Below are 24548 nucleotides of genomic sequence, written 5' to 3' on the forward strand. Positions count from 1 at the left end.
TTGTTTAAAATTTACATTTTTCAATTACTCTAAAATGCTCAAAAATCTCTTTTTCCTTCTCTCTTTCTTCTTTGGGGATTTTATTGATAATTTCTTTAGCATTTTTACAATCTTTTTGTTTATAATAACCCCATGCCAAAGAATCCAAATAATAAGGATTCTGCGGTTCTTTTTCTAGTGCTTTTTGCACACATTGAATGCCCTTTTTTACATCCAAATTATGATCAATTAGCAAATATCCCAAATAGTTCCAATAAAGCGAATTATCAGATTTTTTCAAAACCTCTTCAAATTTCCCTACTATCTTTTTCAAAAAAGCTTGATTCTTATTTGTGCTATTTTCATACAATATCATCGCTTCTAATGCTAGATAATCCACATTTCCACTTTTTTTATAGAGTTTTTGCAGTAGTTGAATACTCTTAGTGGTTTCTTTATTTAATCGATATATCTCTAGCAACATTTCATCTCTTGATTGAATAGAAGGATTCTGCTCTAAAAATCGCTCCGCTTTTGTAAGATATTGCCCTTTAATATAAATCTCTAATGCAAATCGTGCGTATTTTTGCTCTTGTGTTGCTTTGTATAATTTTTCATAATTTCTTGCTGCCTCTAAAAATCTCTTATCCTCCAAATAAATTAATGCTAATTTCTCACCAACATTTTTAGAAATTCCATACTTCTTAATATGCGTTTCATAGACCATAATTGCTTTATTTCTATCCTTAAAAAAAAGCAAATGGATTGATACAATTTTATCCAGTATCTTTTCATCTTTGTTAATCTCATAGGCTTTTTGGAGATATTCCAAAGCCCTATTATAATCTTTTTGCAAAAAATACACAGAAGAAGCAATCTCTAGATTCTGAACGCTTGCATTGTTTTTGAGCAAAATTTGCACCTCTTGAACTGCCCCTTGAAGATCTCCCATACTGCCAAGAATCTCCACCAAAGCTTGACGCACTTTTTCATCGTTTGGAGAAACTTTCAAATAATCTTTGGCAGCATTTTTTGCCTTTAAAAAATCTTTTTCCAACACCAAAAGACCAATTATCTCCCTTAAATATTCTTTGTTTTTGGTTAATTCATAAGCTTTTTGGAGATTCTCTCTTGCTGTTTTATAGTCCCCCATATCCAAAGCCACATAAGCTTGTATAATGTAAATATCCTCTTGATTATTAACCTCTTGGTATGAATTATCCACAAAAGCTATTTTGGCATTTGGCAAACACCCCATCAACAACACAAAAAGACAAAAACCACCAATAATGCTAATTAATATTTTATTTCTTAATAACACCTATACATTCCTTCATTAAAATTTCATAATCTTTTTTATAACATTCCCAAAAAGGGAATTGCTTGCATTGTTTTGGGCGATTCTCATAAATTTGGCATTTACCTCCCTCTTCATCAAAAAACACGCAAGCATAGCCCTCCCCTTCTTTTTCCTTTTTTTCAATCAAAGAATAACGATAACCCACTTTTTTGACAAATTTCAAACAAAATTCATCAAATTCCATTTGCAAAGATTCTGCGATTTTTTGAATCTCATTTGAGGTTACAAAAATATAACCCGATTCACCCTTGCAGCATTTACCTCCACATTTTGCACATTGATTTTCATCAAACACAAACAAAAAATCTTCGGCTTCTAGCATTTTATACTCCAAGTATTTGCTCTTTTATAAATTTCTTGCACTTTTTTAGTAAATCCATTTGCATTATGTGTAAAAATCGGAGGCAAAATACGCATTTGACTCTTAGAATCCTTTTTGGCTCTACAAAGCAATAAAGTCGCTTCTTTATCTTCTTTGGGATGCACATAACAAATTGTAATGGGACGAATTTTGTATTTAAATAATATACCAAAAACCTTAAAACTTTCTCTACAATCATAACAAAAAATAAATTCCCCTTGAGGCTTTAAAAGAATGTTGATTTTTTGCACCATTGCTTCAAACGGAAGATTCTCTTCATACCTTGCCATACAAATATCATTATTCACGCTCTTAATTACACCATTATGATAAAAGGGCGGATTACTCAAAATACAATCAAATTTCAAATCTAAAAAATCATATTGCAAAAAATCCCCACTCAATAATTCTGCTTTGATTTTATTGACACGGAGATTTTGCTGGCATAGCTCCCACATTTTAGGATTCTTTTCAATCATCATTAAATCAATTTCTATATCTCTAGCACACAACATTCCAAGCACGCCACTTCCAGAACCCACTTCAAGAATCTTTTGGTGTTTTTTCAAAAAATCCAATGCAAAATCATACAAAAACAAAGTATCACTATTATAACAATATCCATCTTTGGGCTGATAAATCTGCAATCCATTAACCTTTAGTTTAATTCCGTAACAATTAAAGTAAAGCCACTTGTATTTTCTTTAAAATAAATCTGCTTATCTGTCACTTGATACACAATCTTGCTACTTCCAATTTGCAATTTCTGCTCATATCCATTTTTCAAATTTTCCTTATTTTTCCCTCCAAAAATCTCCCTTCCTTGCAAAATTTCAGAAAAATCAATCCCACGCATTGCATCATTGCCAAAAAATTGTCTCACCGCAGAAGCTTTTGCATAACATTGCTGATTAATGCAAATTCTATCTTGAAAAACCAAGAATCTCAAAAGCAAATGCCCTACATTGAATATTTCTAAAGATATATCACCATTTGCATAGGTTTTAATGAAGCCTGTATCATAAAATTTGAAGTCTTTTGTAGAAAAAAATATAATCTTTGGTATTGTTTGCTCTAAGTTAGAAGGTGCTTTCATACACCCTCCAACCAAAACAACAAACAAAAAAACTAAAAGTTTTCGCCTGTTAAAATGCGGTACCATCTTTTACCATCGAGTTTTAATTCCATATTTACTTGGCACAAACCATCTTTATAAATCGTCTCGATAATCTCAGCATTTCGAATAACTGCCATTACTTTTGTTTTAACAGTAGAATTTTTCAATACCATATCTCTTACAGTATCTTGTGCATTTACTCTAATACCATACATTTTTTCACCAATTTGTCTATATGCATCAACAATCGCTGCTCTTTTTGCTAATGCCAAAGCTTGTGCTGGAGATAATGTTGATTCTGGTGCTACTCCCATACCAACTGCACTAATTTCAATAATACTTGATGGAGTAATCATTGGAGCATTTGGGATAACAATATCATCTCCACCTACCTCAACTCCTTGCAATCCTGCTGAAACATTAGAGTTTCTGCCAGATTGTATTCCTGCATTCCCCACAGGGCTAACACTATTTGCTGTTGTAGTAGTAGAATTTACTTGTGCTACTAGCAAATTTGTCCCCAAAAGCATTCCTGCTAAAACTAATGAAATTGTTTTTTTTGTTGCCATTTCAATCCTTTGATATTTTATTTAAGATCACACATCATTAAGCAATAGGTGTTCCATATTTTTATTGTAGAATCACTTTCCTTAAATTTTCTATCATTTTTTCCATAGAATCTTCATACAATTCTACCACTTTTGCCCAAAAACTTCGCATATCATCATAAGGCAAATGCAAACTTCCCAAGGCAATATGATAGAGAAAATGGCTTAAAGTCCCACCAAACAATATCCCCACAAATGGATTTTTTTGTGAAACCTTGCTTATCTCTTCAAATATCTTATCTACTGCGATAAAAAGCCCTTTTTTATTCTGCACTTCCACATTAAATAAATCTCTAATAGAATTTTTAAAAGCAAGAATCTCAAAAATATATAATTGTGTCTCTTTGGTATAAAAACCGCATTCTTGTGGATTTTTAAAAAGTGATTTAAGATTCTTGATTTCTTGATTTTTATTAATTTCTTTTAATTCAAAATCTTGGAAATAAATCGGAATTGCTCCTTTGATATATGCACCATCATTTAAATTTAAAATATTAAAAGGCTTTAAAGCACGGAAAGCCTCTTCTAACGCATTTCGCGATAATGAATAAAGGGCATCTGAATAAATATCATCACTAAAATTACCATCGACTTTATAAACCCCTTCTGGCAGCTTTTCGTCCTCCTCTCCATAATAAGAATTTTTTGCATGTTTTTTAGCACCCTTTTTGTATCCACAATCCAGTCCGCACAAAATCACATCACTTCCCAAATAACTCGCCAAAGAAGCCCCAGCATTCCCCACAAGAGGTGCAGTAAATTTGACTTTAAATTTTGGTTCATTTAAATTTGCCGCACTAGAACCATCTCTTTCAAACAAATAAATTTCTTTTGCTAATTCCTTTGCCTCTTTATTAAGCACTGTGGCACAAAGCAAAGGAATATCACCCAAAGGTGCTTCTTTTAGCACATCTCCCAAATAATGATGCCGCTCAATTTCAATTTGAAAATCAGGCCTAATTCCAGCATTCAAAAGTGGCTTTAATGCAGTTCCACAACTAAAAAGTATCATTTTATTTTGATTTTTTTTAATAAAGGGTAGCAAAAAATCCAAACTTGGTCCATTTGCAATGACGCAAATAGGGGCATTGATTCGTTTTGGCTCCACCAACATAGGATAGAGTGGATAGCTCTTTTTATTCTTAATCCCTATCATCTCATCTTCATAAGTCCCCCAACCCCTAAGAGACTGCAAATGCAATTCATACACGATAGAGCGCGCACTGATATTCACCGGAGTTTGATACATCATTAATTCCAAACGCATAACTGAAGTGCTAATACGGCGACTAAGGAAAAAATTAAGCACATAATCACGCTTCATCATACTTTCAATAAAAATATATCCACCCTTATTTTCTACCTTTTGGAACAAACTGCCAAAATCCACAAAAAAACAAGCTATGCGGAATAAATCCAAAGATTCTTCAAAAATGAAAAAATTATGAATCGCAGAATATTTTTCATTTAAAATTTGCAAAAAGATTCCCCCACCCAATCCAAATAAACTAATATTTGGCAAAAAATCCGATGGCAAATGATAAGAAGTGATTCCTCCATTTTGAGATAAAAACTCCAAAACACCATTAACCATAATAGAACTATAAGGAAAATTCTCATTCATCATTGCCATTTCTGTCCCATAGATTCTATTCCATTTTTCATTAATGGGCGGATTAAAAGCACAATTTTCATGCACCAAAAGCATAGTAGATTCTCCATTGTGCATAGGATACATAAGAGAATTTGTTTTTGTTTCAATAATATTTATCCCTTCTTTTCCTATATAGAGCTGATAATCCCTCAAAGGTTGTTGCAAAGCAGAAAAAAGATTAGGATAATTTGCTTCAAAAAATTGCAAATTCTCCCCAAATCTTCTAGCGCAAAATTCCTCGATTTCCTCGCAACTACTATTTTTCAAAAACTCTACAATTCCCATTTTATTCCTTTATCAAGAATTCTCATAATGCAATCTTAACATTTTATTAACAAAATCATAACAATATATTTATTACATTATTTTATAATTGCAAAAAAATAATTTTAAAAAATATTTTAAAGGTATTGAATGCTTTTACAATTTTTAAAAAATCCAAAACACACGGGCGCTTTGCATTCTAGCTCCCATTCTTTAAGCTGTATGATGACAAAAAATATCGGAATCCAAAATGCAAAATATATCGCAGAAATTGGTCCGGGACTTGGAGTTTTTACCCAAAAAATTCTCAACCTCAAACAAAAAGATGCTCGATTCTTTGCTATTGAAATCAATCCTTACTTCGCAAAAAAACTTCAAGAAAAATTTGAAAATCTTGAAGTAGAAAATAAAAATGCTAATCAGATATTATCTATTATGCAAAACAAACAAATTGCACAATTAGATGTTGTCGTATCTGGGATTCCTTGGAGTCTTCTAAAAGCCAAAGAACAAGATATTTTGCTTAAAAGCATTCATCATTCTTTAAAAAACGGGGGATATTTTAGCACTTTTGCCTATATTCTCCCAACACCAAAAACAATTTTATTTCGCAAAAAACTACAAAAATATTTTTCACACATCAAAACTTCCAAGGTTGTATGGAATAATCTACCCCCAGCTTTTGTGTATTATTGCAAAAAATGATTTTTTGCTGGTTTTTTAAGGATTGAAAAGTTTATAATTGCATTTGCAAATAAAACATAAGGTATTCAACAATGCAAGACTTTAAACTTTTTAGCGGAAATGCACATAGAGAGTTTGCTCAAAATGTTGCAAAAAATCTCGATATTGAGCTATCTTTAGCAGAAATCACAAGATTTAGCGATGGAGAAATCAATATTAGACTTTGCGAGAGTGTAAGAGGAAAAGAAGTTTTTGTGATTCAACCCACTTGTGCTCCAGCTAATGATAACTTAATGGAGCTACTTATTATGGTAGATGCACTCAAACGCAGCTCTGCAAGCTCAATTAATGTTATTATGCCCTATTTTGGCTATGCTAGGCAAGATAGAAAGGCTGCCCCTAGAGTGCCAATTAGTGCAAAATTAGTTGCAGATTTACTCCAAAGAGCAGGAATCACTCGACTTATTACGATGGATTTACATGCAGGACAGATTCAAGGCTTTTTTGATATCCCTGTGGATAATCTCTATGGCTCTATAGTCCTAAAAGATCATATCGCATCAAAAAATCTCAAAAATCCGATTGTTGCAAGCCCAGATATCGGCGGTGTTGCAAGGGCAAGATATTTTGCAAAACTCTTAGGATTAGAAATTGTCATTGTAGATAAAAGACGAGAAAGGGCTAATGAAAGCGAAGTAATGAATGTTATTGGAAATGTGGAGGGCAAAGATGTCATTTTGATTGATGATATGATTGATACTGCAGGGACGATTGTAAAAGCCGCTGAAGCTTTCAAAAAAAATGGTGCGACAAGTGTTATTGCATTAGGAACTCATGCAGTATTTAGCGGGGCTGCTTACCAAAGAATCCAAGAAAGCTCTATTGATGAAGTAATCATCACAGACACTATTCCTCTCAAAGGAAATTGCTCCAAAATCAAAGTTTTAAGTGTAGCACCATTATTTGCCGAAGTTATCAAAAGGATCAACAACAATGAAAGCGTCAATTCACTTTTTGCTTAAAATTTTCATAGGTTTTTTATGCCTAGGCTTTATTGCTTATGCACAAACCAACACAGACTCTAAAAAGATTCAAGCCGTGTTAGAAACTACCGCTGGCAAAATCACTCTTGATTTATTCCCAGAAGTTGCGCCAAAAGCTGTAGAAAATTTTGTAACACACATCAATAATGGGTATTATAATGGAACAATTTTTCATCGAACTATCCGCAAATTTATGATTCAAGGTGGAGACCCAACGGGGAGCGGAAAAGGTGGAGAATCTATTTGGGGGAAAGACTTTGAAGATGAGATTGCAAAAGGCTATGCTTTTGATAAAGCGGGGGTTTTGGCAATGGCAAATGCTGGACCAAACACCAATGGAAGTCAATTTTTTATTACCACTACACGCACCCCTCATTTAAATGGCTTACACACAATCTTTGGGGAAATCAGCAAAGAAAATAAACAAGAAAGCTTCAAAACTCTAAGAAAAATTGAGTATTCCCCCACAAACTCTCAAGATAAGCCAATCAAAGAACAAAAAATCATTAAAGCCTATATCATTCAATAATCCTCATAAAAAGAGGATTATTTTTTTAATTTTCTTTTATAAAGCCACAAAACTCCCATTATCAATGCAAAAAATAAGATTTCTGCAATCAAAGATTGATAATCCACTTATGCACTCGCAAAAAGATTATTCAAAATCACTTCGGTTTTAATGAGATTCTCCCTCTCTTTGGAATCAAGCGAATTTAAATAATTCTCATCTTGTAGTTTTTTAGCCATTTCTAGCCACTCTTGCATTTCTTCTTTTTTAGCTACAAGTTTTTCTTGATTTTCTTCTTCCTCATCTTTGGAATCTGAATTTGCAACCTCTTGTTTTTCATCTTTTGTGCCAAGATTCAACAAAATATCATTCAAAGTTTCTTCAACCTCTCCAATCTCAAAGCTAAACTTTTGAATCACAAAAATATCTACATTATTTGATTCTCCTCCTGTTTTAAAAAGCACCAATTCATTGTTATCGCCCATCATTTCATTAAGGTTTAATGCACCATCTAAATTACTATCTTGCGAAATAGAATGATTGATATAATCTCCCAAATTATCAATAAACCCTACTTGCTCCAAAAACTTCTTTTGTGCTTCCTCTCCACCAGGAATTCTCTCTGCTATAGAATAATACTGCGAATCTTTCAAAGAAACGAGACTTTTTAAGTGTATTCCCTCCTCTAAACTAATGCTTCCATCTCCATTAGAATCTCCGCTAAGGTATCCCATATTATAAGCTGCATCATAATACCAACCCTTCACATAATCACTAGCCTCTTCTAAACTGCCAAATTTTGCTACCAATTTCTCCACATTTTCTTCACTCAAAGGAACGCTAATAGTCTTGCCACTGACTTCATCAACAAAACTCACTGCATTTTGTGCAATATTTTCCCCTTCTTTTACTTCTAAAGGATTATAAGCATTTTTGACTTCTTCGCTCACATTTTGAGGTTTTGTTGTGCTTGTTTGCACGAGCGTTTTTTCCAAAAATACCCCCATAGAAGTGGAAGTTGTCATTGTAGATTCTTGATTTTTGCTTGTAAGGCTTTCTTTAATCTCTTGCTTGATTTCCTCTTTTTCTTTAGCTTTGCTTGCCTCATATGCTATTTTATCAAGTGTTGCAAGGCGTTGGTTATTGTGCGTTTCTTCATCTAAAGTGAGTGGATTTGGGATTGCATTTTTAGAATCAAGCACACTATTTTTTGCTGCTTCTTGAGATTCTCCACCCTGCCCTAGCATTGATAACGCACTTGCTTGCCCCTCTTGGGAATTCTCTAGGCTATTTTTGAGTGCCTCCACATCAATTTCTTTAGCAATTTTTGGCGACACACTTCCATTTTGTTTAAGCTGCGTAATGGCTTCTTGCATTAATTTTTGCTTTTCAAAATAATCCTCTTGGCTTGAAGTTGTGCTTAGTCGCTTATTTTCAGGCGTTCTTGAAGCCCAATTTTGTTGAATCTCTTTAGAGAAAGTTACACCGCTAATATAAGAAGCATAATTCCCTCGTGCATCAATGTAATACATTGTTTTCTCCTAAATATTGCTCTATCCTTAGAGAAAATTTACATTCCTATTCACACAAAATACAAGCAATTTTTATTCCAAGATAATTTAAATCCAACAAATAATCTACCTTTAATTTTTTTGCTTTTATAATTATATTTTTATTTTAATTCAAAGTTTTAGGATTCTTGTGCAACAACTTCAACAAGCTCTGCTTTTAAAAAAGCTTTATTTATTAAAATCAATGGATTTTCACTATTGTGATGTGTATTTCAAAAAACCCACCCAAAAAAGCTTTCAAAGCAATAATGCCAAAGATTTGCATTCCTCTATCCAAGCATGCCAGCTTTGCTCACAAAAGCTATCCAAACCTCACACTGGACTTTGCAATCCAAATTCCAAAATCACCTTTATAAGCACAACACCTATTTTAGATACACAATTGCGTTTTGCCTCCAAAGGCGCACAAATGCTTAAAAAAATCATTGAAAATGTCTTTGAATTGCGTCTTAATGAAGTTTCTATCCTCTCTTTGCTAAAATGTGAAATCCCACAAACCACACAAAAAGATGCCATAGAAAATTGTTTTGGATACCTACTAAAACAGCTTGAATTTTCACACACACAAACAATTGTTATTTTGGGAGAAACAACCTACAATCATTTTACCAAAGATAAAACCCCCTACAAAAATATACAAGGAAAAATCTTAACATGGAATCATTACACACTTTTTCCAACCTTTTCTCTTATGCAGCTACTCACCAATCAAAGCCTAAAAGCACAAGCTCACAGGGAATTTTTAACACTTAAAGGATATTTATGCAAATAATACAAAAACTTTTTATTTTATTTTTATTAGCTCCAAATCTTATTTTAGCAAGTGGCAGATACCCCTCTCCCCTTCCTACGCCAACTACAGAAATCTTAAATTTAGATTACAATAAATGCTCTACAAGCTGCCTAGAAGACTATCTCAAACAAGGGCTGATTTTTTCTTTTATGGCTAATTTCAATGAAGATAACCAAAATGAAGAGCTTTTAGAATCCCTTAATCTTCTTATGAATAATCTTGCAATATCCCAAATTCCCTATCTTTCTTCCACCAAAAAACCATTTTTTAATATTGCGCTTTTGTTTTCAAGAAAAAATATTGGGACTTACTCGGCTTCCACAACTAATGTAATTTTAAGTTATCTTTTGCACCAAAATAGTCGTTTTAATTTTGAAATTTTTGATAGCAAAAGTGAATCCCAAGAAGATTTACAAAGCACTATTGATACTATCCATTCTAAGGGCTATCGACAAATCATTGCTATTTTAACTTACAATGGTGCTAACAACCTCAATCTTTTAAATATCCAAACACCTATTTTTATTCCTAGTGTGCATTCCTCACAAATCACTTCCAATCTTTCGCCAAATATCATCTATGGAGGCATTAATTATGATGAACAAATCAAAGAATTATCTCAATTAAATCCCCAAATTAAAGCTGCTAGTTTTTATGATTCAAGCTATATTGGCAATACCATTCACCAAAGTGTCCTAAAATACAATCCTGAAATTTCTTATTCTATGGCTTTCAATCTCAAAGATAACACAAATTTCACAAAAGAAATGAAAAAACTACAACCCATCCTTAATGATTCTCGCATATTCCTAAATACACCACTTATCAATTCTAGTATTATTCTTTCGCAAATTACTTATTATGATATCCAAACTCAAGGTATCTATTCTACCCAAATCAATTACAATCCAACCCTTCTTTCCATTACACAAGCCAAAGATCGTGATAATATGTATATTGCAAACTCTATTGGAAAGCTTGAAGATTTATTTGTCGAAGAAGCCAAACTATTAAATGCAGATTTAGAATATGACTGGATTAATTATGCAACCGCTCTAGGAATTGAATATTTTTATCTAAAAAATATCCCAAGTGCAAAACGCTTTTTTGATGAAAAAATCTACAATAACCAAGTCCAATACGATATCCAAATTCTCTCCCCAAAAAACAATCGTTTCATTCAACACTAATGCCTCCATACACTCTCAAAATCATTCAAAAACGCAATTACAAAAATCTTAAAATGCATTTTTGTAATTCCTCAACACTTCTCATTAGTGCCCCAAAACACATTACCAAAAAAGAATGTCTAAGATTTTTGGAAGAAAATCGTCAATGGATTGATACCCAATATCATTCTCTACAAGAAAAATACAATATCAATCTACCACGCAATCAATTTTTTATTTTTGGGGAATGGAAAAATTTTTCAGATTCTCATATTCAATCCCTATGGGAACAATCCTTCTCTCAAGATTCCACCAAACACACCAAAAATCAATTAATAGCTTACTACAAAAATATGCTTGATTCTTATTTGCAAATACGCATTCCACATTTTGCCAATATTATGAATCTTTTCCCCAACAAAATTCTCTATGGCAAGAGCTACAAACAGCTTGCTTGCTGCTACAAACACACAAAAAACTTACGCTTTAGCATACGCCTTGCCCTAATGCCTCACTGGATAATTGATTCAATTATCATACACGAATTAGCCCATCTCCGATTCCCACACCATCAAAAAGAGTTTTGGAATCTCATTTCTCTTTATGATAAAGAACCCAAAAAACTCCATCAATGGCTAAAGGAAAATCACACATTGCTTTATTTTCTACACCACAATCTTTTTAAATCTTAATACATAGGGATTTTTGTATTAAAAATCAAATAATCACCGATATTTTCTATGAGCGAATCATTTCTATCTTCTTTGCAAAAAGCCAAATACATTCTGCGTTTAAGCTTCAAACCTCGAATCTTAGAATAATAAAATTGCTTTTTTTGCAATTCATCTTTGATATACAAATAAGGCAAAAATGCCATATAGCGTTTTGCTCTTTTTGATTTTTTCTGCGATTCACGCAATAAGCATTTTTTTACTTCTTGATAGGTTTCAAATTGTTTAGAAATCTTTAACTTATCCACTTCAATTTCTAACTTTTCCAAATAATTTTTAATTGCAGCAAACTTATGTGTCCCCAAACTCAAATTAATCCATTCATAAGCAAACAAATCCTCTTCCTTAATCACTCTTGGCAAAGGCGCTGTAGAAGCCAAAATAATTTCATCTTCTAGCCATTCTCGATACGCAATATCTTCCCTAAAAATCGGAGATTCAATCAAAGCCATTTTAATCTCCCCAGCACCATTACCACCACATTGCAAATCTTCAATGGCTTTCAAAGAAGTAGAAATACTATATTGTATATTAGGATAAACTTCTTTTGTGAGTTTAGGAAGCAAAGTAGGCAAAATAAAATTACCGATAGTGGGCGAACAAACTATTTTTACCGCTTCTTTTCTGTGAATGTTATGCATTATTTCTTTTTGATGAGAATGCAAGATTTTATCAATTTTTGAAGCAATCAACAAAAGCTCTTCTCCCTCTTTTGTCAATCCAATCCCACTTTTCCTGCGGACAATAATTTTGGTATTAAAATATGATTCAAGGTGTTTAATTTGCTGCGTAACTGCAGGTTGGGAGACACCCATTTTCATAGAAGCTCTAGAAAAGCTTTTTTCTTTGACCACTATCATAAAAGTTCGCAATTTGGTAAAATCATACAACATACCCTAATCTCCATACAATTAAATAAAATATATATAAATTTTTATCAAAACTTTTATAATAACAAAAATTTTTTTTATTATCAAGCCAACAAGTCACACAACAAGTTTTTGATATAATTCCAAAATTCATTCCATTTTTCCTAAGGCTATTTATGCAAGAATCCTATTTAGAGCAACTCAACCCCTCTCAAAAAGAAGCAGTTACCACTACTGAAGGTGCTTTATTGATTCTAGCAGGTGCTGGGAGTGGCAAAACAAAAACTATTACAACTCGCTTAGCCTATCTTATCGATGAAGTTGGGATTCCACCAAGCAACACTTTAACACTCACTTTTACTAATAAAGCCGCACAAGAAATGCAAAAAAGGGCTTTAAATATGATAGAAAACACCACATCTCACCCGCCTTTACTCTGCACTTTTCACAAATTTGGTTTATTATTTTTAAAATTTTATATCCATTACTTAGGACGCAAAACAAACTTTATCCTAGCTGACAGCGATGATACAAAAAAAATCATCAAAGAATTAAACGCCGAACTTGCCCCTTTGCCTTTGGTTGTTAGTGAGATTTCGCGTTACAAAAATTCTCAAATTTCTCCACAAGAAGCCTCAAAAAATGCACACAATGAAATTTACAAGCATATCGCAAAAGTTTATGAAAATTATCAAGAATCTCTTTTGCAAAACAATATGGTAGATTTTGATGATTTACTTTTATTGCCTATACAGATTTTTCAAAACCACAAAGAAGTTGCCACTGAAATTAGCCAAAAATACCAATATATTATGGTTGATGAATACCAAGATACCAATGATTTGCAATATCAACTTTTAAAATACCTCTGCACCACACACCAAAACCTTTGCGTTGTTGGCGATGATGACCAAAGCATTTATAGCTGGAGGGGTGCAAATATCCAAAATATTTTAAATTTTTCTAAACATTTTCAAAATGCAAAAACCATTAAATTAGAAGAGAATTATCGCTCAAGCAAACACATTTTAAGGGCAGCAAACAATCTTATTATAAACAACAAAGAACGGCTAGGCAAAACCCTCAAAAGTACTTTGGGAGAAGGCAAGCCTATTGAGATTTTGCATTCTTTTGATGAGCAAGAAGAAGTAAGAAATCTCTGCAAAATCATCAAAAATCTACTCTCTAATGGAATTAATCCCAAAGATATTGCTATTTTATTTCGTCTAAATGCCCTCTCACGCTCTTTAGAAGAAGGTTTTAATCGCGAAGGGATTCCTTATATCTTAGTGGGTGCAATCCGCTTTTATGAACGCAGTGAGATTAAAGATGTAATTAGCTATTTTAGGGTTTTAATCAACCCCAATGATGACTTTTCCCTTCTTAGAATCTTAAATAAACCCAAAAGAGGCATAGGCAAAACGACCATTGAAAAATTAAAAAACCTCACACAAATCCACCTTTGCAGTATTTATGAACTCTTTGCACACCCTCATTTGCAAGAATCTTTACAAAAAGAAATTGGCAAAAAAGCCCATACAACCATCAAAGATTTTTTTGAAACTTTAAAAGATTTACAAGAATCCCATAAACAATCTAGCCTAAGATTCCTTGATGATTTTGAAGAAAAAATCGGTCTTTGCAATGCTTTTTTGCAAAATAATGATGAAATTGATAGGGTAAGCAATATCGAGGAATTTTATGGATTATACCGAGAATATATCAAGCAAAATCCCCTTATGGAATTAGAAGATTTTCTAAACGAATTAGCTCTAAGAAGCGATCAAGAAGATATGGAAATGAGACAAGAAAAAAAGGGAGTGGAAGGCATTTCTTGTATGAGCGTGCATTCTAGCAAAGGGTTAGAGTTTGATTATGTTTTTATCATTGGGCTTGAAGAGGGATTTTTCCCTATGGTAAGAGAAGATAGCAATATTCAAGAAGAACGCAGATTAGGTTATGTAGCTTTTACAAGAGCCAAAAAAGAGCTTTATTTAAGCTATGTGGATTCAAGATTTTATCGTGGCAATCGAACCAACATTTTACCCTCAAGATTCTTAGAAGAAAGTGGAGTCCTAAAAAATTCCTACAAAACTTTCAAAAAAGAAAATACCACAATTACCCTAGAAGATTCTGGATTTAAAAAAGGCGATTGTGTTGTACATAAAATCTTTGGAGCAGGAAGAATCCTAGAGATTACAAAAAACGGAAAGGAAACAAAATTAAAAATCAATTTTGGTGGGCTTTTTAAAGAAATTTTAAGTGATTATGTAACAAAAGTATAATCAAAAAACCTCCAAATAAAACAAAAACAATACTCCCAAAATGATTCTATAAATTCCAAATGGAATAAAATTAAACCTAGACACAAATCCCAAAAATAATTTAATCGCCAAAAAAGCACTTATAAAAGCCACAACAAAACCCAATCCAAGCACCAAAAGATTTTCTGAATTAAAAACTTCATAATTTTTATAAGCACTATAACCGCTTGCAATAATCATTGTAGGCAATGCCAAAAGAAAAGAAAATTCCGTAGCTACTTTGCGATTACACCCCAAAAGCAACCCACCAATAATCGTTGCCCCACTCCTAGAAGTCCCCGGTATCATTGCCAAAGCTTGAAAAATCCCTATCAAAAAAGACTGCTTATAGGTAATTTCTGCAACATCTTTAGTGTGATGCTCCTTTTCTTTATAGAAAATTTCTATCACAATAAACACAATTCCGCCCAAAATCAACATAATTGAAGTGGTAATAGGGGCAAAAAGCGATTTAATCAAATCATAAAGCAAAAATCCCAAGATTCCAGCAGGCAAAAATCCTATTGCCAATTTCACCCACAATTCAAAACTATTTTTAGATAATCTTTCCCAAAAAACAAAAATAACAGCCAAAATTGAACCTAGTTGGATTATCACCTCAAAAGTTTTGTGAAAAGTATCTTGTGGGATTCCAAGCAATTTTGAAGTCAAAATCAAATGCCCAGTAGAAGAAACAGGCAAAAATTCTGTTAGCCCCTCAACAATACCAAGAATCACTGCATATATTAATTCCATAAAAAACCTTAATTTGTGTAAAAGTGGGATAATTTTAGCATAATTCATTCTTTTTACAAAACATTCTAAAATTTCAAGAGAAAATTTAAAAATAAATACAAAATAAAATTATTCATTCCTAAAAGCCATTACTCTTTTACACCCTTTATGCTGACAATCCTATCCTATAACTGCATTTTTAATATTACAACTCTTTTTTGTTAAACCAAAAAAATAAACTCTTTCGTTATTAAATTTATTCAATTATAGTAGTAATTATTATGATTGTTTATTTTTACTTAAGCTAATAATAAATACAATTTTAAATATCATTATTATTTTTAATAGGAGTAAAAATGTTTATATCAAACAAGGTTAGATATTCATCTGTTGTGTTATCTTTAATACTTGGCGCAATTAGCGCAAATGCTGCTGAAGAATATCGTTTAGACACTTCAGTTGTGAGTGCTAGTGGATTTTCTCAAGACATAAAAGAAGCCCCCGCTAGTATTTCAATTGTCAAGAAGGAAGATTTGGAAAACAAGCCTTATCGCGATGTGGCAGAAGCGATTGCAGATATTCCTGGAGTAGATTTATTTGCTAGTAAAGGAAAAACAGGAACTTATCAAATAACTATGCGTGGAATCACGGGATACACCCTTATCTTAATAGATGGGAGAAGACAAAGCGTTGGAGGAGATGTGGGTCCTAATGGCTTCACTGAAATTACTTCTTCTTTCTTGCCTCCAATTTCAGCAATTGAACGCATTGAGATTATCAAAGGTCCAATGAGCACCCTTTATGGTTCTGATGCATTAGGTGGTGTGGTTAATATTATTACAAAAAAATCTCCCGAAAAATGGGGCTTAAGCGTCCAAACAGAAGCCTTGCTTCAAGAAGATTCACAATGGGGAAATCTCTATGGGACTAGTATTTATGGTAGCGGACCACTTATTAAAGACAAACTCTCCCTTACCTTGCGCGCAAGAGAATTTTACAGAGAGGGTTCTAGTGTGAGCTATTCAGAGCCTAATGGAACAATCATTGATGATGTCGAAGCAGCAGAAAGCCCAACAAGAGCCAATAATCATAATTTTGGATTAAAATTAGATTACCTAGCTAATCCTCAAAATCATTTTACCTTTGATGTAGATTACTCGCAAAGTATCTTTGATAACGCCAATGGGCAGCTAGGAACACTAACAAAACCCCTTAATGATACTGGTGCATTAACTGGTGGTTATACCAAAACAATGCAAGTTGATAAATTAGTAACCTATTTAACACACAAGGGAACTTATGAAAATTTTGTGTTAGATTCTGGAATCCAATACAATCGCGTTAGCAATGATGGTAGAGAAGTTGTCGGACTTGCAACACAACCCCATTTGGGAGAAAATAGAGATATTCTAGCAGAAGATATTATTTTAGATACTAAAGCTGTTGTTCCATTAGGAGAGAGAAATCTCTTGAGTGTTGGCGCTGAATATCGCATAGAAAAAATGCAAGATAAAATCGCAAATCCAACTAAATTTGATCAATATTTGCTTGGAATTTTTGCAGAAGATGAACTTTCAATTTTAGATAATCTAAACTTTACACTAGGAGCAAGATACAATCACCACGAAATTTTTGGCGATAATATTTCACCTAGAGGCTATCTTGTCTATAATCCAACTGATTCTCTAACACTAAAAGGTGGTGTTGCAACTGGATTTAAAGCACCAACACCAAATCGCCTTATTGCAGGATATTATAATTTTAGCGGTCAAGGAAGATTTCCTTCATATGGGAATCCAAATCTTTCTGAAGAAACTTCAATTAATTATGAATTAAGCGCTATTTACAATCAAGATTCTCATTACATAAGTCTTACAGGATTTTTGACAGATTTTAAAGATAAAATCTCAAGCACACAAATAAAAAAAGGCGAAGCAATTTCAGGAGTTGGAATCTGCACCTATGATAGATGTTCACAAGCCATCAATCACGGCGAAGTGCGATATATGGGAGTAGAATTAGCAGCAGGATTTAAAGTCTTAGAAAAAATCAACATTGACGCTTCTTATACTTATTTAGATTCTGAAGTGCGCGAATCTTCTACTAAAAGTGCTATTGGAAAACCAGAGAGCAATTCTTTAAAACACAATTTCATCACCAAAATTAGCATACCCTTCAACAACTTCACACCTTATCTCAAAGGACAATGGCAAGGGAATCGCTACACAGGTGGCGATTCAGTAATAGGAGAATACTACAAAAATGTATTCTTAATGACTGCTGGTGGAACTTATGCTTTCAATGATTCTTGGAAGCTTAATGTGGCTATTCACAATCTTTTAGATAAGAAATTCACTGATAGTTTTGTAGGGAATCCAACAGATGGTTATGTCTCTCAATATAATAGAATCGAAGAAGGGAGACGCTTTTGGGTTTCTTTAACAGGTAATTTTTAATCACATTTATAATAAATAAATTTCATTTTGCTAGGCTTTATTTCAAGTCTAGCTCTCCTTAGAATTTCGAATTTACAATCTTTTTATTATTTAAAATGGTTTGCTTAATTAATGGCAACCATTTTGATTTTCACACAAAACTTCAATGAATCTATGTGTAAAAATATAACGATTTAAGTGTAATTTATTTTTTTAATAAAGTTTTTTATTGCTCCCTAAAGAAAAAATTAAAAAGATTCAATATAAAATAGAATCATTTATTTTAAAATTAATGCCAAAATCTTGGAGTTTTTATGTTTAGAAGAATCCTCATTGCCAACCGCGGAGAAATTGCTGTAAGAATCATACGCGCCTGTAATGATTTAAATATCGAATCTGTTGCAATCTATTCTCACGCAGATAGAGATAGTCTGCATGTCAAAATGGCAACTCACACTTACGCAATCAGCGAAGATCCAATCAAAGGATACTTAGATCCAGACTTGATTATCCAAGCTGCAAAAGCAACAGATTCTGAAGCAATCCACCCCGGATATGGTTTTTTGAGTGAAAATGCTCTTTTTGCAAAAAAAGTCAAGGAAGCCGGATTAGTTTGGATTGGACCTGATAGCGAAGTCATTGCCAAAATGGGGGATAAAAATGCTGCAAGAAATCTTATGATAGCTAATGGAATCCCCGTTGTCCCCGGAACAGATCCTCTAAACTCTTTAAATCTTTATGAAATACAAAAAATAGCAAGAAAAATCGGCTATCCTATAATCCTAAAAGCAAGTAGCGGTGGAGGTGGTAGAGGAATCCGCGTAGTATGGGAAGAAAATGAACTTGAAAATGCTTTGAATGCGTGCAAAAGAGAGGCTTTAACCTTTTTTAAAAATGACGATGTTTTTATGGAAAAATATATCCAAAATCCAAAGCACATTGAATTTCAGATTCTAGCGGACAATTATGGAAATATCATTCATCTATTAGAAAGAGATTGCTCTATCCAAAGACGCCACCAAAAGCTAATAGAAATCGCTCCCTGCCCTACCATAAGTGCGGATTTGCGTCGTAGAATGGGGGTAGTTGCAGTTGCTGCTGCTAGGGCTGCAAATTACACCAACGCAGGAACCATTGAGTTTTTAATTGATGATTCTAACAACTTTTATTTTATGGAAATGAATACAAGAATCCAAGTTGAACACGGCGTTACAGAGGAAATCACAGGCTTAGACCTCATTGCTAGGCAGATTCGAATCGCCTATGGGGAAATTTTGGATTTGAGTCAAAGTGATATTATTCCACAAGGTTTTGCAATTGAAGCTAGAATCAACGCCGAAGATGTGCATAATGACTTTATTCCAAACCCCGGAACTATCACTGCATACTACCCTGCACTAGGTCCTTTTGTGAGAGTGGATAGTTATATTTACAAAGATTTTACCATTCCCCCTTTTTATGATTCAATGGTTGCAAAGCTTATTGTCCGTGCTACAAGCTATGATTTGGCAGTCAATAAACTCAAACGCGCTTTAAGCGAATTTAAAATTCGAGGAGTGAAAACAACCATTCCATTTTTAATTAATATCTGCAATGACAAAGACTTCAAACGCGGAATCTTTGATACCTCTTATTTGGAAAACAAAATCAATTCATTAATGCCACAAGAATCCAAAGATGAAAGCGATTTAGTCGCAGCAATTGCCATTGCACTAACCAAACATTTTGAGGAGTAAGAAACACCAAAAACTACTAAATAAATATATTTTAAGTAATTTTCTAATAAAATTAGCGTTTATTTTTACAAAAAGGGTTTTATAATGAAAAGAACATATCAACCACACAATACACCAAGAAAAAGAACTCATGGTTTTAGAGTAAGAATGCAAACAAAAAATGGTAGAAAAGTCATCAACGCAAGAAGAGCAAAAGGTAGAAAAAGATTAGCAGTTTAATCTAGGTTTTGCGGATTTTAAATTGATTACATTAAATACAAAAAAAGACTTCAATATCGTCTATAACAGCCAAAAAAAATGGCATAATCCGCATTTTATACTTTTTTTCAAAGAGAATATCAAAGAAAATCGGGTTGGATTTTGTGTATCCAAAAAAGTGGGGAATGCAGTTTGTAGAAACTTTATCAAAAGGCGTTTAAGAAGCCTTTATCGTGCCTCATTGCCTAATCTTATTAATGGAGATATGGTGCTATTAGCAAAAAATGGGCTAGACAAGGTGGATTACAAAACTTTGGAGAATCACTATAAACACGCCCTTATGCGTTTAAAATTGGTAAAACAAAAATGTTAAAAAAAATTTTTTTATCACTCATATTTTTTTATCAACATTATGTTTCTGCATTTTTTGGAGCAAAATGTCGCTACTATCCTAGTTGCTCAGAATATTCTAAGCAGCTTTTTGAATTTCAAAATCCCTGTATTGCCTTATTTAAAACCTTGATGCGTATTTTAAGTTGCAATCAATTCTTCAAAGGTGGCATTGCCTATCCAAAAATAGACACCAAAATTAATGCTCATTTTATGTCTCCAAAAACGCCAAAATATTGGCTCATACCGATTAAACCTCTAAGATTTCAACCCATTATTCTTAAACATTCTATGGTATATCCCACTCAAAATGTTTATATTATAAAAAATTTTTCAAAGGTTTCCCGTGTTAAATAAACTTGATAATTTAAATCCTCAAACTAGAATCATCATCGCTGTTGTTTTGGCATTAGCCTTTTTTGTGCCTTATAGCTATTTTTATAGCCCCAAAGAAAATGCCACCGCCAAACCATCGCAAAATATCCAAACTCCATCACAAGAGCAAACCACTCCCCAAGCCTCTATCCAAAATGTTTCTAATACGCAAAATGCACAAAATAGCACAGATTCTCAAGAAATTATTGCCACCATCAAAGCAAAAAACTTTGAATACAAAATTGATCGTTTAGGTAGAATCACCCAAGTCCTTCTCAAAGAAGAAAAATACCACAAAGACGCTAAAGATCTTGAATTATTTAGCACTGATATTGCTAATCAAAACAACCCAAAAACGCTAGAAATTCGCTTCTCTGATTCTATGTTAAACCAACAAGCCTTTAGCACGCCTTACAAAGCTAGTCAATCTGACATCACTATCCAAGACAAACCGCAATCCATCACACTCACACAAAAACTCCAAAATATCACCATAGAAAAAATCCTAACCTTTTATCCCAATGGATATTATGAAATCAAAATCAATGTACCACAAAATTACACTTACTTCTTATCACCGGGTATGCGTCCTAGTGTAGAAAATGATGCTTATGTCTTCAAAGGTGTTATCATCAAAGAACAGGACAATACTATCACCACAATTGAAGATGGCGATGCAAGCACTCAAAATAATTTTACAAACTCCAGCATCATTGCAGCAGTGGATAGATATTACACAACTTTATTTTTTAGCAAAACCAACAATCTTAATATCTCTATCTTAAACAATGCTCAAGAAAATCCTATGCCTTTTATTAGTGCTAATGGAAATATAGAACTCTCTGGATACATTGGACCAAAAGATTATCGACTTTTAGAGAGCATTGATGCGAATCTTACTGATGTTGTTGAATATGGTATGATTACTTTTTTTGCAAAACCTCTCTTTTTGCTCTTAGAAACACTTTATGATTTATGCGGAAATTGGGGTTGGGCAATTATTCTACTCACTCTTATTGTTAGAATCATTCTCTACCCACTTACCTATAAGGGTATGGTATCAATGCAAAAACTCAAAGATTTAGCTCCAAAAATGAAAGAGATTCAACAAAAATACAAAGGTGAGCCACAAAAACTTCAAGCCCATATGATGGATCTCTATAAAAAGCATGGTGCAAATCCAATGGGAGGCTGCTTGCCACTTCTTCTTCAAATGCCTGTCTTCTTTGCTATCTATCGCGTATTATATAATGCCATAGAGCTCAAAGGTGCGGCGTGGTTGCTTTGGATTCAAGATTTATCTGTAATGGATCCTTATTTTGTCTTACCAATCCTAATGGGTATTACAATGTATTTGCAACAACATTTAACCCCAGCGACATTTAATGACCCAATCCAAGAAAAAATCTTTAAATTCTTACCCTTAATTTTCACAATTTTCTTTGTTACATTCCCTTCAGGTTTAGTGCTTTATTGGTTTGTAAATAACATCTTTTCAATCCTTCAACAACTTATTATCAATAAAGCAATGGAACGCAAAAAAGCAAGAGAAATCGCCGAACATAAAGAACATAAGCATCAAAAGGCTTCTCAATGAAAAAAATAGAAGCCCAAAGCCTCGAAGAAGCCCTCATAGAAGCCTCCAAACTTTATGATTGCTCTATTGTAGATTTAGATTATGAAATTATCCAAAATCCTAAAAAAGGATTTTTGGGGTTTGGCAAAAAAAATGCAATTATTTGCGCACAACCAAAAAACGCCAACTCACACCACCCCAAAACAACCAGCACCCAAAATCTCCACACACAACCACCAATCAAAGAAACCACCAAAGACCTCTCTGAAATTAGCACTCATATCCAAAATGAATTAAACGAGTTATTTCAATTTCTTCCTTACAAAATTAGCGAAATTATTGTCAAGCCCTATGATGAAAACACTCTATATATCAAAATTGACGGGGAAGATTCAGCATTATTAATAGGGAAAGAGGGCTATCGCTACAAAGCGATTTCTTATCTAATTTTTAATTGGATTAACCATGTTTATGGCTTAATGGTGCGTTTAGAGATTGCAGAATTTCTAAAAAATCAAGAAGAAATGATTGCAAACTATCTCATACCAACCATAGAAAATATCAAAACCTATGGGAAAGCACAAACTAAGCCACTTGATGGCGTATTAGCCCATATTGCAATCAAACAACTAAGAGAACAATTCCCAAATAAATATATTTCTTTCCGCCTTAATCAAGATGGAGAGCGTTATATCATCATCAATGAATTTCAACACTAATGATACGATTGTTGCACCAGCAACAACTTATGGAAAGTCCTCTCTTAACATTATTCGCCTAAGCGGGCAAGATTCTCTTAAAATCGCCTCAAAGCTTGCCAAAATAGATTTAAAAAACTCTAAAGTGCGTCATGCAAAACTTACTAAAATTTATTTTGAAAATGGCGAACTACTTGATGAATGTATTATAATTTACTTCAAATCTCCTCACAGCTACACCACCGAAGATGTTATTGAATTCCAATGCCATGGTGGCACTTTCATAGCCCAAAACATCTTAGAAGAATGCTTGAAATATGGAGCTAGATTAGCCAATCCCGGAGAATTTACCAAAAGAGCTTTTTTAGGTGGAAGGATTGATTTAACTCAAGCCCAAGCAGTAGCAAAACTCATTGAATCTTCTAACGCAAATGCCCACAAAATGCTGATGCGTCACCTCAATGGAGAAATGCAAGAATTTTGCGAGAATCTACGCACCGACCTTATTACATTGCTCGCACACAGCGAAGTTTTTATTGATTATGCCGATGAAGAATTACCACAAGATTTGCTAAAAAATCTACAAAACAAGCTAACTTCTATCCTCAAAACACTCCAAAGCCTCTTAGAGCAATCAATCCAAAAAAAATCCCTTTTTGAAGGCTATAAACTCTGTATTATCGGTAAGCCCAATGTGGGCAAAAGCTCATTTCTCAATGCCCTTTTACACAATGAACGCGCTATTGTGAGTGATATTGCAGGCACTACACGCGATAGCATTGAAGAAAATTTTGTTTTAGAGGGGCATTTATTGCGTCTCATTGACACTGCAGGAATCCGCAAAAGCCAAGATATTATCGAAAACAAAGGAATTGAACGAAGCCTACAAAAAGCCAAAGAAAGTGATATTCTAATTGCACTTTTTGATAGTAGTCGCCCTTTAGACCATGAAGATTTAGAGATTATAGAACTTCTAAAAAACTATCAAGATTCCAAAAAAATCATCGTTTTATTAAATAAAACAGATTTGCAAAATCATTTTGATTCAGAGGTTTTAAAACCTTTTCTACCTCTAAACCTCTGCCTTAAAAATACCAATTTAAATTCCCAAGAATCCCTACTATCTAACTTTAAAAACCACCTAATATCCTTATTAAACTCCCAAGAATCCACCCAATCCTTACTTTTGATTTCCCAATACCAATTCCAAGCAGTGAAAAACTGCATACAAGCCCTTTATGATTCTAAGATTCCACTAGAAAATGGCGAATTAGAACTCTTTAGTTTTCATATCAATGAAGCACTTAGAGCTATTGCATCTATCACCAAACCCTACGAATATTCTCAAATGCTTGATGTTATGTTTGGAGAATTTTGTCTAGGTAAATAAT

The 24548-nt window shown here is 33.3% G+C and carries 24 protein-coding genes; 15 read left to right on the plus strand and 9 right to left on the minus strand.

Annotated features, from left to right (window positions below; genetic code table 11):
• Window positions 1-4 precede the first annotated feature (4 nt).
• The 6 genes from JJQ98_RS01860 to JJQ98_RS01885 all read right to left on the minus strand — a co-directional run bounded on the left by JJQ98_RS01860 (window position 5) and on the right by JJQ98_RS01885 (window position 5364).
• The gene (locus JJQ98_RS01860) at window positions 5-1300 is read right to left on the minus strand and encodes a tetratricopeptide repeat protein (protein ID WP_151104670.1); all 1296 of its coding nucleotides are present in this window, start codon (window positions 1298-1300) and stop codon (window positions 5-7) included.
• The gene (locus tag JJQ98_RS01865; protein ID WP_040499552.1) at window positions 1284-1661 is read right to left on the minus strand and encodes a YkgJ family cysteine cluster protein; all 378 of its coding nucleotides are present in this window, start codon (window positions 1659-1661) and stop codon (window positions 1284-1286) included. Before JJQ98_RS01865 ends, JJQ98_RS01860 begins: the two co-directional genes overlap by 17 nt.
• Window positions 1655-2347, minus strand: a complete 693-nt coding sequence (locus tag JJQ98_RS01870; RefSeq protein WP_151104671.1) for a tRNA1(Val) (adenine(37)-N6)-methyltransferase — start codon at window positions 2345-2347, stop codon at window positions 1655-1657. Before JJQ98_RS01870 ends, JJQ98_RS01865 begins: the two co-directional genes overlap by 7 nt.
• A gap of 11 nt (window positions 2348-2358) precedes the next feature.
• Window positions 2359-2796, minus strand: a complete 438-nt coding sequence (locus JJQ98_RS01875) for a hypothetical protein (RefSeq protein ID WP_224757610.1) — start codon at window positions 2794-2796, stop codon at window positions 2359-2361.
• Between the two features lie 32 nt (window positions 2797-2828).
• On the minus strand, window positions 2829-3386 hold the full coding sequence (locus tag JJQ98_RS01880) for an LPP20 family lipoprotein (protein ID WP_151104672.1): 558 nt from the start codon (window positions 3384-3386) through the stop codon (window positions 2829-2831).
• 61 nt (window positions 3387-3447) lie between these two features.
• Window positions 3448-5364, minus strand: coding sequence for a motility associated factor glycosyltransferase family protein (locus tag JJQ98_RS01885; protein WP_151104673.1), 1917 nt, complete (start codon window positions 5362-5364; stop codon window positions 3448-3450).
• Window positions 5365-5493: 129 nt separating this feature from the next.
• On the opposite strand from JJQ98_RS01885, the gene JJQ98_RS01890 reads away from it, so the two are divergent.
• From JJQ98_RS01890 to JJQ98_RS01900, 3 genes are all read left to right on the plus strand, one after another.
• Entirely contained in the window at window positions 5494-6048 is a 555-nt protein-coding gene (locus tag JJQ98_RS01890) for a class I SAM-dependent methyltransferase (RefSeq protein WP_151104674.1), read from the plus strand.
• Between the two features lie 71 nt (window positions 6049-6119).
• Window positions 6120-7049, plus strand: a complete 930-nt coding sequence (locus JJQ98_RS01895) for a ribose-phosphate pyrophosphokinase (RefSeq protein WP_005020757.1) — start codon at window positions 6120-6122, stop codon at window positions 7047-7049.
• The gene (locus JJQ98_RS01900; RefSeq protein ID WP_060661043.1) at window positions 7021-7599 is read left to right on the plus strand and encodes a peptidylprolyl isomerase; all 579 of its coding nucleotides are present in this window, start codon (window positions 7021-7023) and stop codon (window positions 7597-7599) included. Before JJQ98_RS01895 ends, JJQ98_RS01900 begins: the two co-directional genes overlap by 29 nt.
• 107 nt (window positions 7600-7706) lie before the next feature.
• On the opposite strand, the gene JJQ98_RS01905 is transcribed toward JJQ98_RS01900, so the two are convergent.
• Window positions 7707-9110 (minus strand): hypothetical protein, encoded by a 1404-nt coding sequence (locus JJQ98_RS01905; protein ID WP_151104675.1) that lies wholly within the window; start codon window positions 9108-9110, stop codon window positions 7707-7709.
• 169 nt (window positions 9111-9279) lie between these two features.
• On the opposite strand from JJQ98_RS01905, the gene JJQ98_RS01910 reads away from it, so the two are divergent.
• Genes JJQ98_RS01910 through JJQ98_RS01920 form a run of 3 tightly spaced genes read left to right on the plus strand, consistent with a single transcriptional unit; the run spans window position 9280 to window position 11803 of the window.
• Complete coding sequence (locus tag JJQ98_RS01910; RefSeq protein WP_005020753.1) at window positions 9280-9921, plus strand: uracil-DNA glycosylase family protein; 642 nt, start codon at window positions 9280-9282, stop codon at window positions 9919-9921.
• On the plus strand, window positions 9912-11132 hold the full coding sequence (locus tag JJQ98_RS01915) for a hypothetical protein (protein WP_054197634.1): 1221 nt from the start codon (window positions 9912-9914) through the stop codon (window positions 11130-11132). The genes JJQ98_RS01910 and JJQ98_RS01915 overlap by 10 nt, the downstream gene beginning before the upstream one ends.
• Window positions 11132-11803: a M48 family metallopeptidase gene (locus JJQ98_RS01920; protein ID WP_060661040.1), complete on the plus strand. Its 672-nt coding sequence runs from the start codon at window positions 11132-11134 to the stop codon at window positions 11801-11803. The genes JJQ98_RS01915 and JJQ98_RS01920 overlap by 1 nt, the downstream gene beginning before the upstream one ends.
• Here the strand turns inward: JJQ98_RS01920 and JJQ98_RS01925 are convergent.
• Window positions 11800-12735 carry a LysR family transcriptional regulator gene (locus JJQ98_RS01925; RefSeq protein WP_151104676.1) on the minus strand — a complete coding sequence of 312 codons (936 nt, stop codon included), beginning with the start codon at window positions 12733-12735 and terminating at the stop codon, window positions 11800-11802. The genes JJQ98_RS01920 and JJQ98_RS01925 overlap by 4 nt on opposite strands.
• 152 nt (window positions 12736-12887) lie before the next feature.
• Between JJQ98_RS01925 and JJQ98_RS01930 the strand changes: the two genes are divergently transcribed.
• Window positions 12888-14996, plus strand: a complete 2109-nt coding sequence (locus JJQ98_RS01930) for an ATP-dependent helicase (RefSeq protein WP_151104677.1) — start codon at window positions 12888-12890, stop codon at window positions 14994-14996.
• Here the strand turns inward: JJQ98_RS01930 and JJQ98_RS01935 are convergent, their stop codons facing one another.
• Window positions 14997-15770 (minus strand): undecaprenyl-diphosphate phosphatase, encoded by a 774-nt coding sequence (locus tag JJQ98_RS01935; protein WP_005020746.1) that lies wholly within the window; start codon window positions 15768-15770, stop codon window positions 14997-14999.
• Between the two features lie 335 nt (window positions 15771-16105).
• Here JJQ98_RS01935 and cfrA point away from each other — a divergent pair, with 335 nt between their 5' ends.
• The 8 genes from cfrA (at window position 16106) to mnmE (ending at window position 24547) form a co-directional block, all read left to right on the plus strand.
• Window positions 16106-18205, plus strand: a complete 2100-nt coding sequence (gene cfrA / locus JJQ98_RS01940) for a TonB-dependent ferric enterobactin receptor CfrA (RefSeq protein ID WP_151104678.1) — start codon at window positions 16106-16108, stop codon at window positions 18203-18205.
• Window positions 18206-18498: 293 nt separating this feature from the next.
• The gene (locus JJQ98_RS01945) at window positions 18499-19920 is read left to right on the plus strand and encodes an acetyl-CoA carboxylase subunit A (protein WP_005020745.1); all 1422 of its coding nucleotides are present in this window, start codon (window positions 18499-18501) and stop codon (window positions 19918-19920) included.
• Window positions 19921-20004: 84 nt separating this feature from the next.
• Window positions 20005-20139 (plus strand): 50S ribosomal protein L34, encoded by a 135-nt coding sequence (gene rpmH / locus JJQ98_RS01950; protein ID WP_005020743.1) that lies wholly within the window; start codon window positions 20005-20007, stop codon window positions 20137-20139.
• A 22-nt stretch (window positions 20140-20161) separates the two neighbouring features.
• Window positions 20162-20491, plus strand: a complete 330-nt coding sequence (gene rnpA / locus JJQ98_RS01955) for a ribonuclease P protein component (protein ID WP_005020741.1) — start codon at window positions 20162-20164, stop codon at window positions 20489-20491.
• Window positions 20485-20865, plus strand: coding sequence for a membrane protein insertion efficiency factor YidD (yidD, locus tag JJQ98_RS01960; protein WP_081003320.1), 381 nt, complete (start codon window positions 20485-20487; stop codon window positions 20863-20865). The genes rnpA and yidD overlap by 7 nt, the downstream gene beginning before the upstream one ends.
• Window positions 20855-22480 carry a membrane protein insertase YidC gene (yidC, locus tag JJQ98_RS01965; protein ID WP_060661036.1) on the plus strand — a complete coding sequence of 542 codons (1626 nt, stop codon included), beginning with the start codon at window positions 20855-20857 and terminating at the stop codon, window positions 22478-22480. The genes yidD and yidC overlap by 11 nt, the downstream gene beginning before the upstream one ends.
• Window positions 22477-23178, plus strand: coding sequence for a Jag N-terminal domain-containing protein (locus JJQ98_RS01970; RefSeq protein WP_005020733.1), 702 nt, complete (start codon window positions 22477-22479; stop codon window positions 23176-23178). The genes yidC and JJQ98_RS01970 overlap by 4 nt, the downstream gene beginning before the upstream one ends.
• Window positions 23162-24547 carry a tRNA uridine-5-carboxymethylaminomethyl(34) synthesis GTPase MnmE gene (gene mnmE, locus JJQ98_RS01975; RefSeq protein WP_054197626.1) on the plus strand — a complete coding sequence of 462 codons (1386 nt, stop codon included), beginning with the start codon at window positions 23162-23164 and terminating at the stop codon, window positions 24545-24547. The genes JJQ98_RS01970 and mnmE overlap by 17 nt, the downstream gene beginning before the upstream one ends.
• Window position 24548: the final 1 nt, after the last annotated feature.

The sequence above is a fragment of the Helicobacter pullorum NCTC 12824 genome, assembly GCF_017979475.1.
GTDB lineage: Bacteria > Campylobacterota > Campylobacteria > Campylobacterales > Helicobacteraceae > Helicobacter_D > Helicobacter_D pullorum.

Bases quoted from the DNA above. Each gene is read 5' to 3' on its own strand.
- JJQ98_RS01885 (WP_151104673.1), bottom strand. From the start codon at position 5,364: ATGGGAATTGTAGAGTTTTTGAAAAATAGTAGTTGCGAGGAAATCGAG.
- JJQ98_RS01915 (WP_054197634.1), top strand. From the start codon at position 9,912: ATGCAAATAATACAAAAACTTTTTATTTTATTTTTATTAGCTCCAAAT.
- mnmE (WP_054197626.1), top strand. From the start codon at position 23,162: ATGAATTTCAACACTAATGATACGATTGTTGCACCAGCAACAACTTAT.
- JJQ98_RS01930 (WP_151104677.1), top strand. From the start codon at position 12,888: ATGCAAGAATCCTATTTAGAGCAACTCAACCCCTCTCAAAAAGAAGCA.
- JJQ98_RS01880 (WP_151104672.1), bottom strand. From the start codon at position 3,386: ATGGCAACAAAAAAAACAATTTCATTAGTTTTAGCAGGAATGCTTTTG.
- JJQ98_RS01865 (WP_040499552.1), bottom strand. From the start codon at position 1,661: ATGCTAGAAGCCGAAGATTTTTTGTTTGTGTTTGATGAAAATCAATGT.
- JJQ98_RS01890 (WP_151104674.1), top strand. From the start codon at position 5,494: ATGCTTTTACAATTTTTAAAAAATCCAAAACACACGGGCGCTTTGCAT.
- rpmH (WP_005020743.1), top strand. From the start codon at position 20,005: ATGAAAAGAACATATCAACCACACAATACACCAAGAAAAAGAACTCAT.
- JJQ98_RS01895 (WP_005020757.1), top strand. From the start codon at position 6,120: ATGCAAGACTTTAAACTTTTTAGCGGAAATGCACATAGAGAGTTTGCT.
- JJQ98_RS01925 (WP_151104676.1), bottom strand. From the start codon at position 12,735: ATGTTGTATGATTTTACCAAATTGCGAACTTTTATGATAGTGGTCAAA.
- JJQ98_RS01970 (WP_005020733.1), top strand. From the start codon at position 22,477: ATGAAAAAAATAGAAGCCCAAAGCCTCGAAGAAGCCCTCATAGAAGCC.
- JJQ98_RS01900 (WP_060661043.1), top strand. From the start codon at position 7,021: ATGAAAGCGTCAATTCACTTTTTGCTTAAAATTTTCATAGGTTTTTTA.
- JJQ98_RS01905 (WP_151104675.1), bottom strand. From the start codon at position 9,110: ATGTATTACATTGATGCACGAGGGAATTATGCTTCTTATATTAGCGGT.
- JJQ98_RS01945 (WP_005020745.1), top strand. From the start codon at position 18,499: ATGTTTAGAAGAATCCTCATTGCCAACCGCGGAGAAATTGCTGTAAGA.
- cfrA (WP_151104678.1), top strand. From the start codon at position 16,106: ATGTTTATATCAAACAAGGTTAGATATTCATCTGTTGTGTTATCTTTA.
- yidD (WP_081003320.1), top strand. From the start codon at position 20,485: ATGTTAAAAAAAATTTTTTTATCACTCATATTTTTTTATCAACATTAT.
- JJQ98_RS01920 (WP_060661040.1), top strand. From the start codon at position 11,132: ATGCCTCCATACACTCTCAAAATCATTCAAAAACGCAATTACAAAAAT.
- JJQ98_RS01875 (WP_224757610.1), bottom strand. From the start codon at position 2,796: ATGAAAGCACCTTCTAACTTAGAGCAAACAATACCAAAGATTATATTT.
- JJQ98_RS01935 (WP_005020746.1), bottom strand. From the start codon at position 15,770: ATGGAATTAATATATGCAGTGATTCTTGGTATTGTTGAGGGGCTAACA.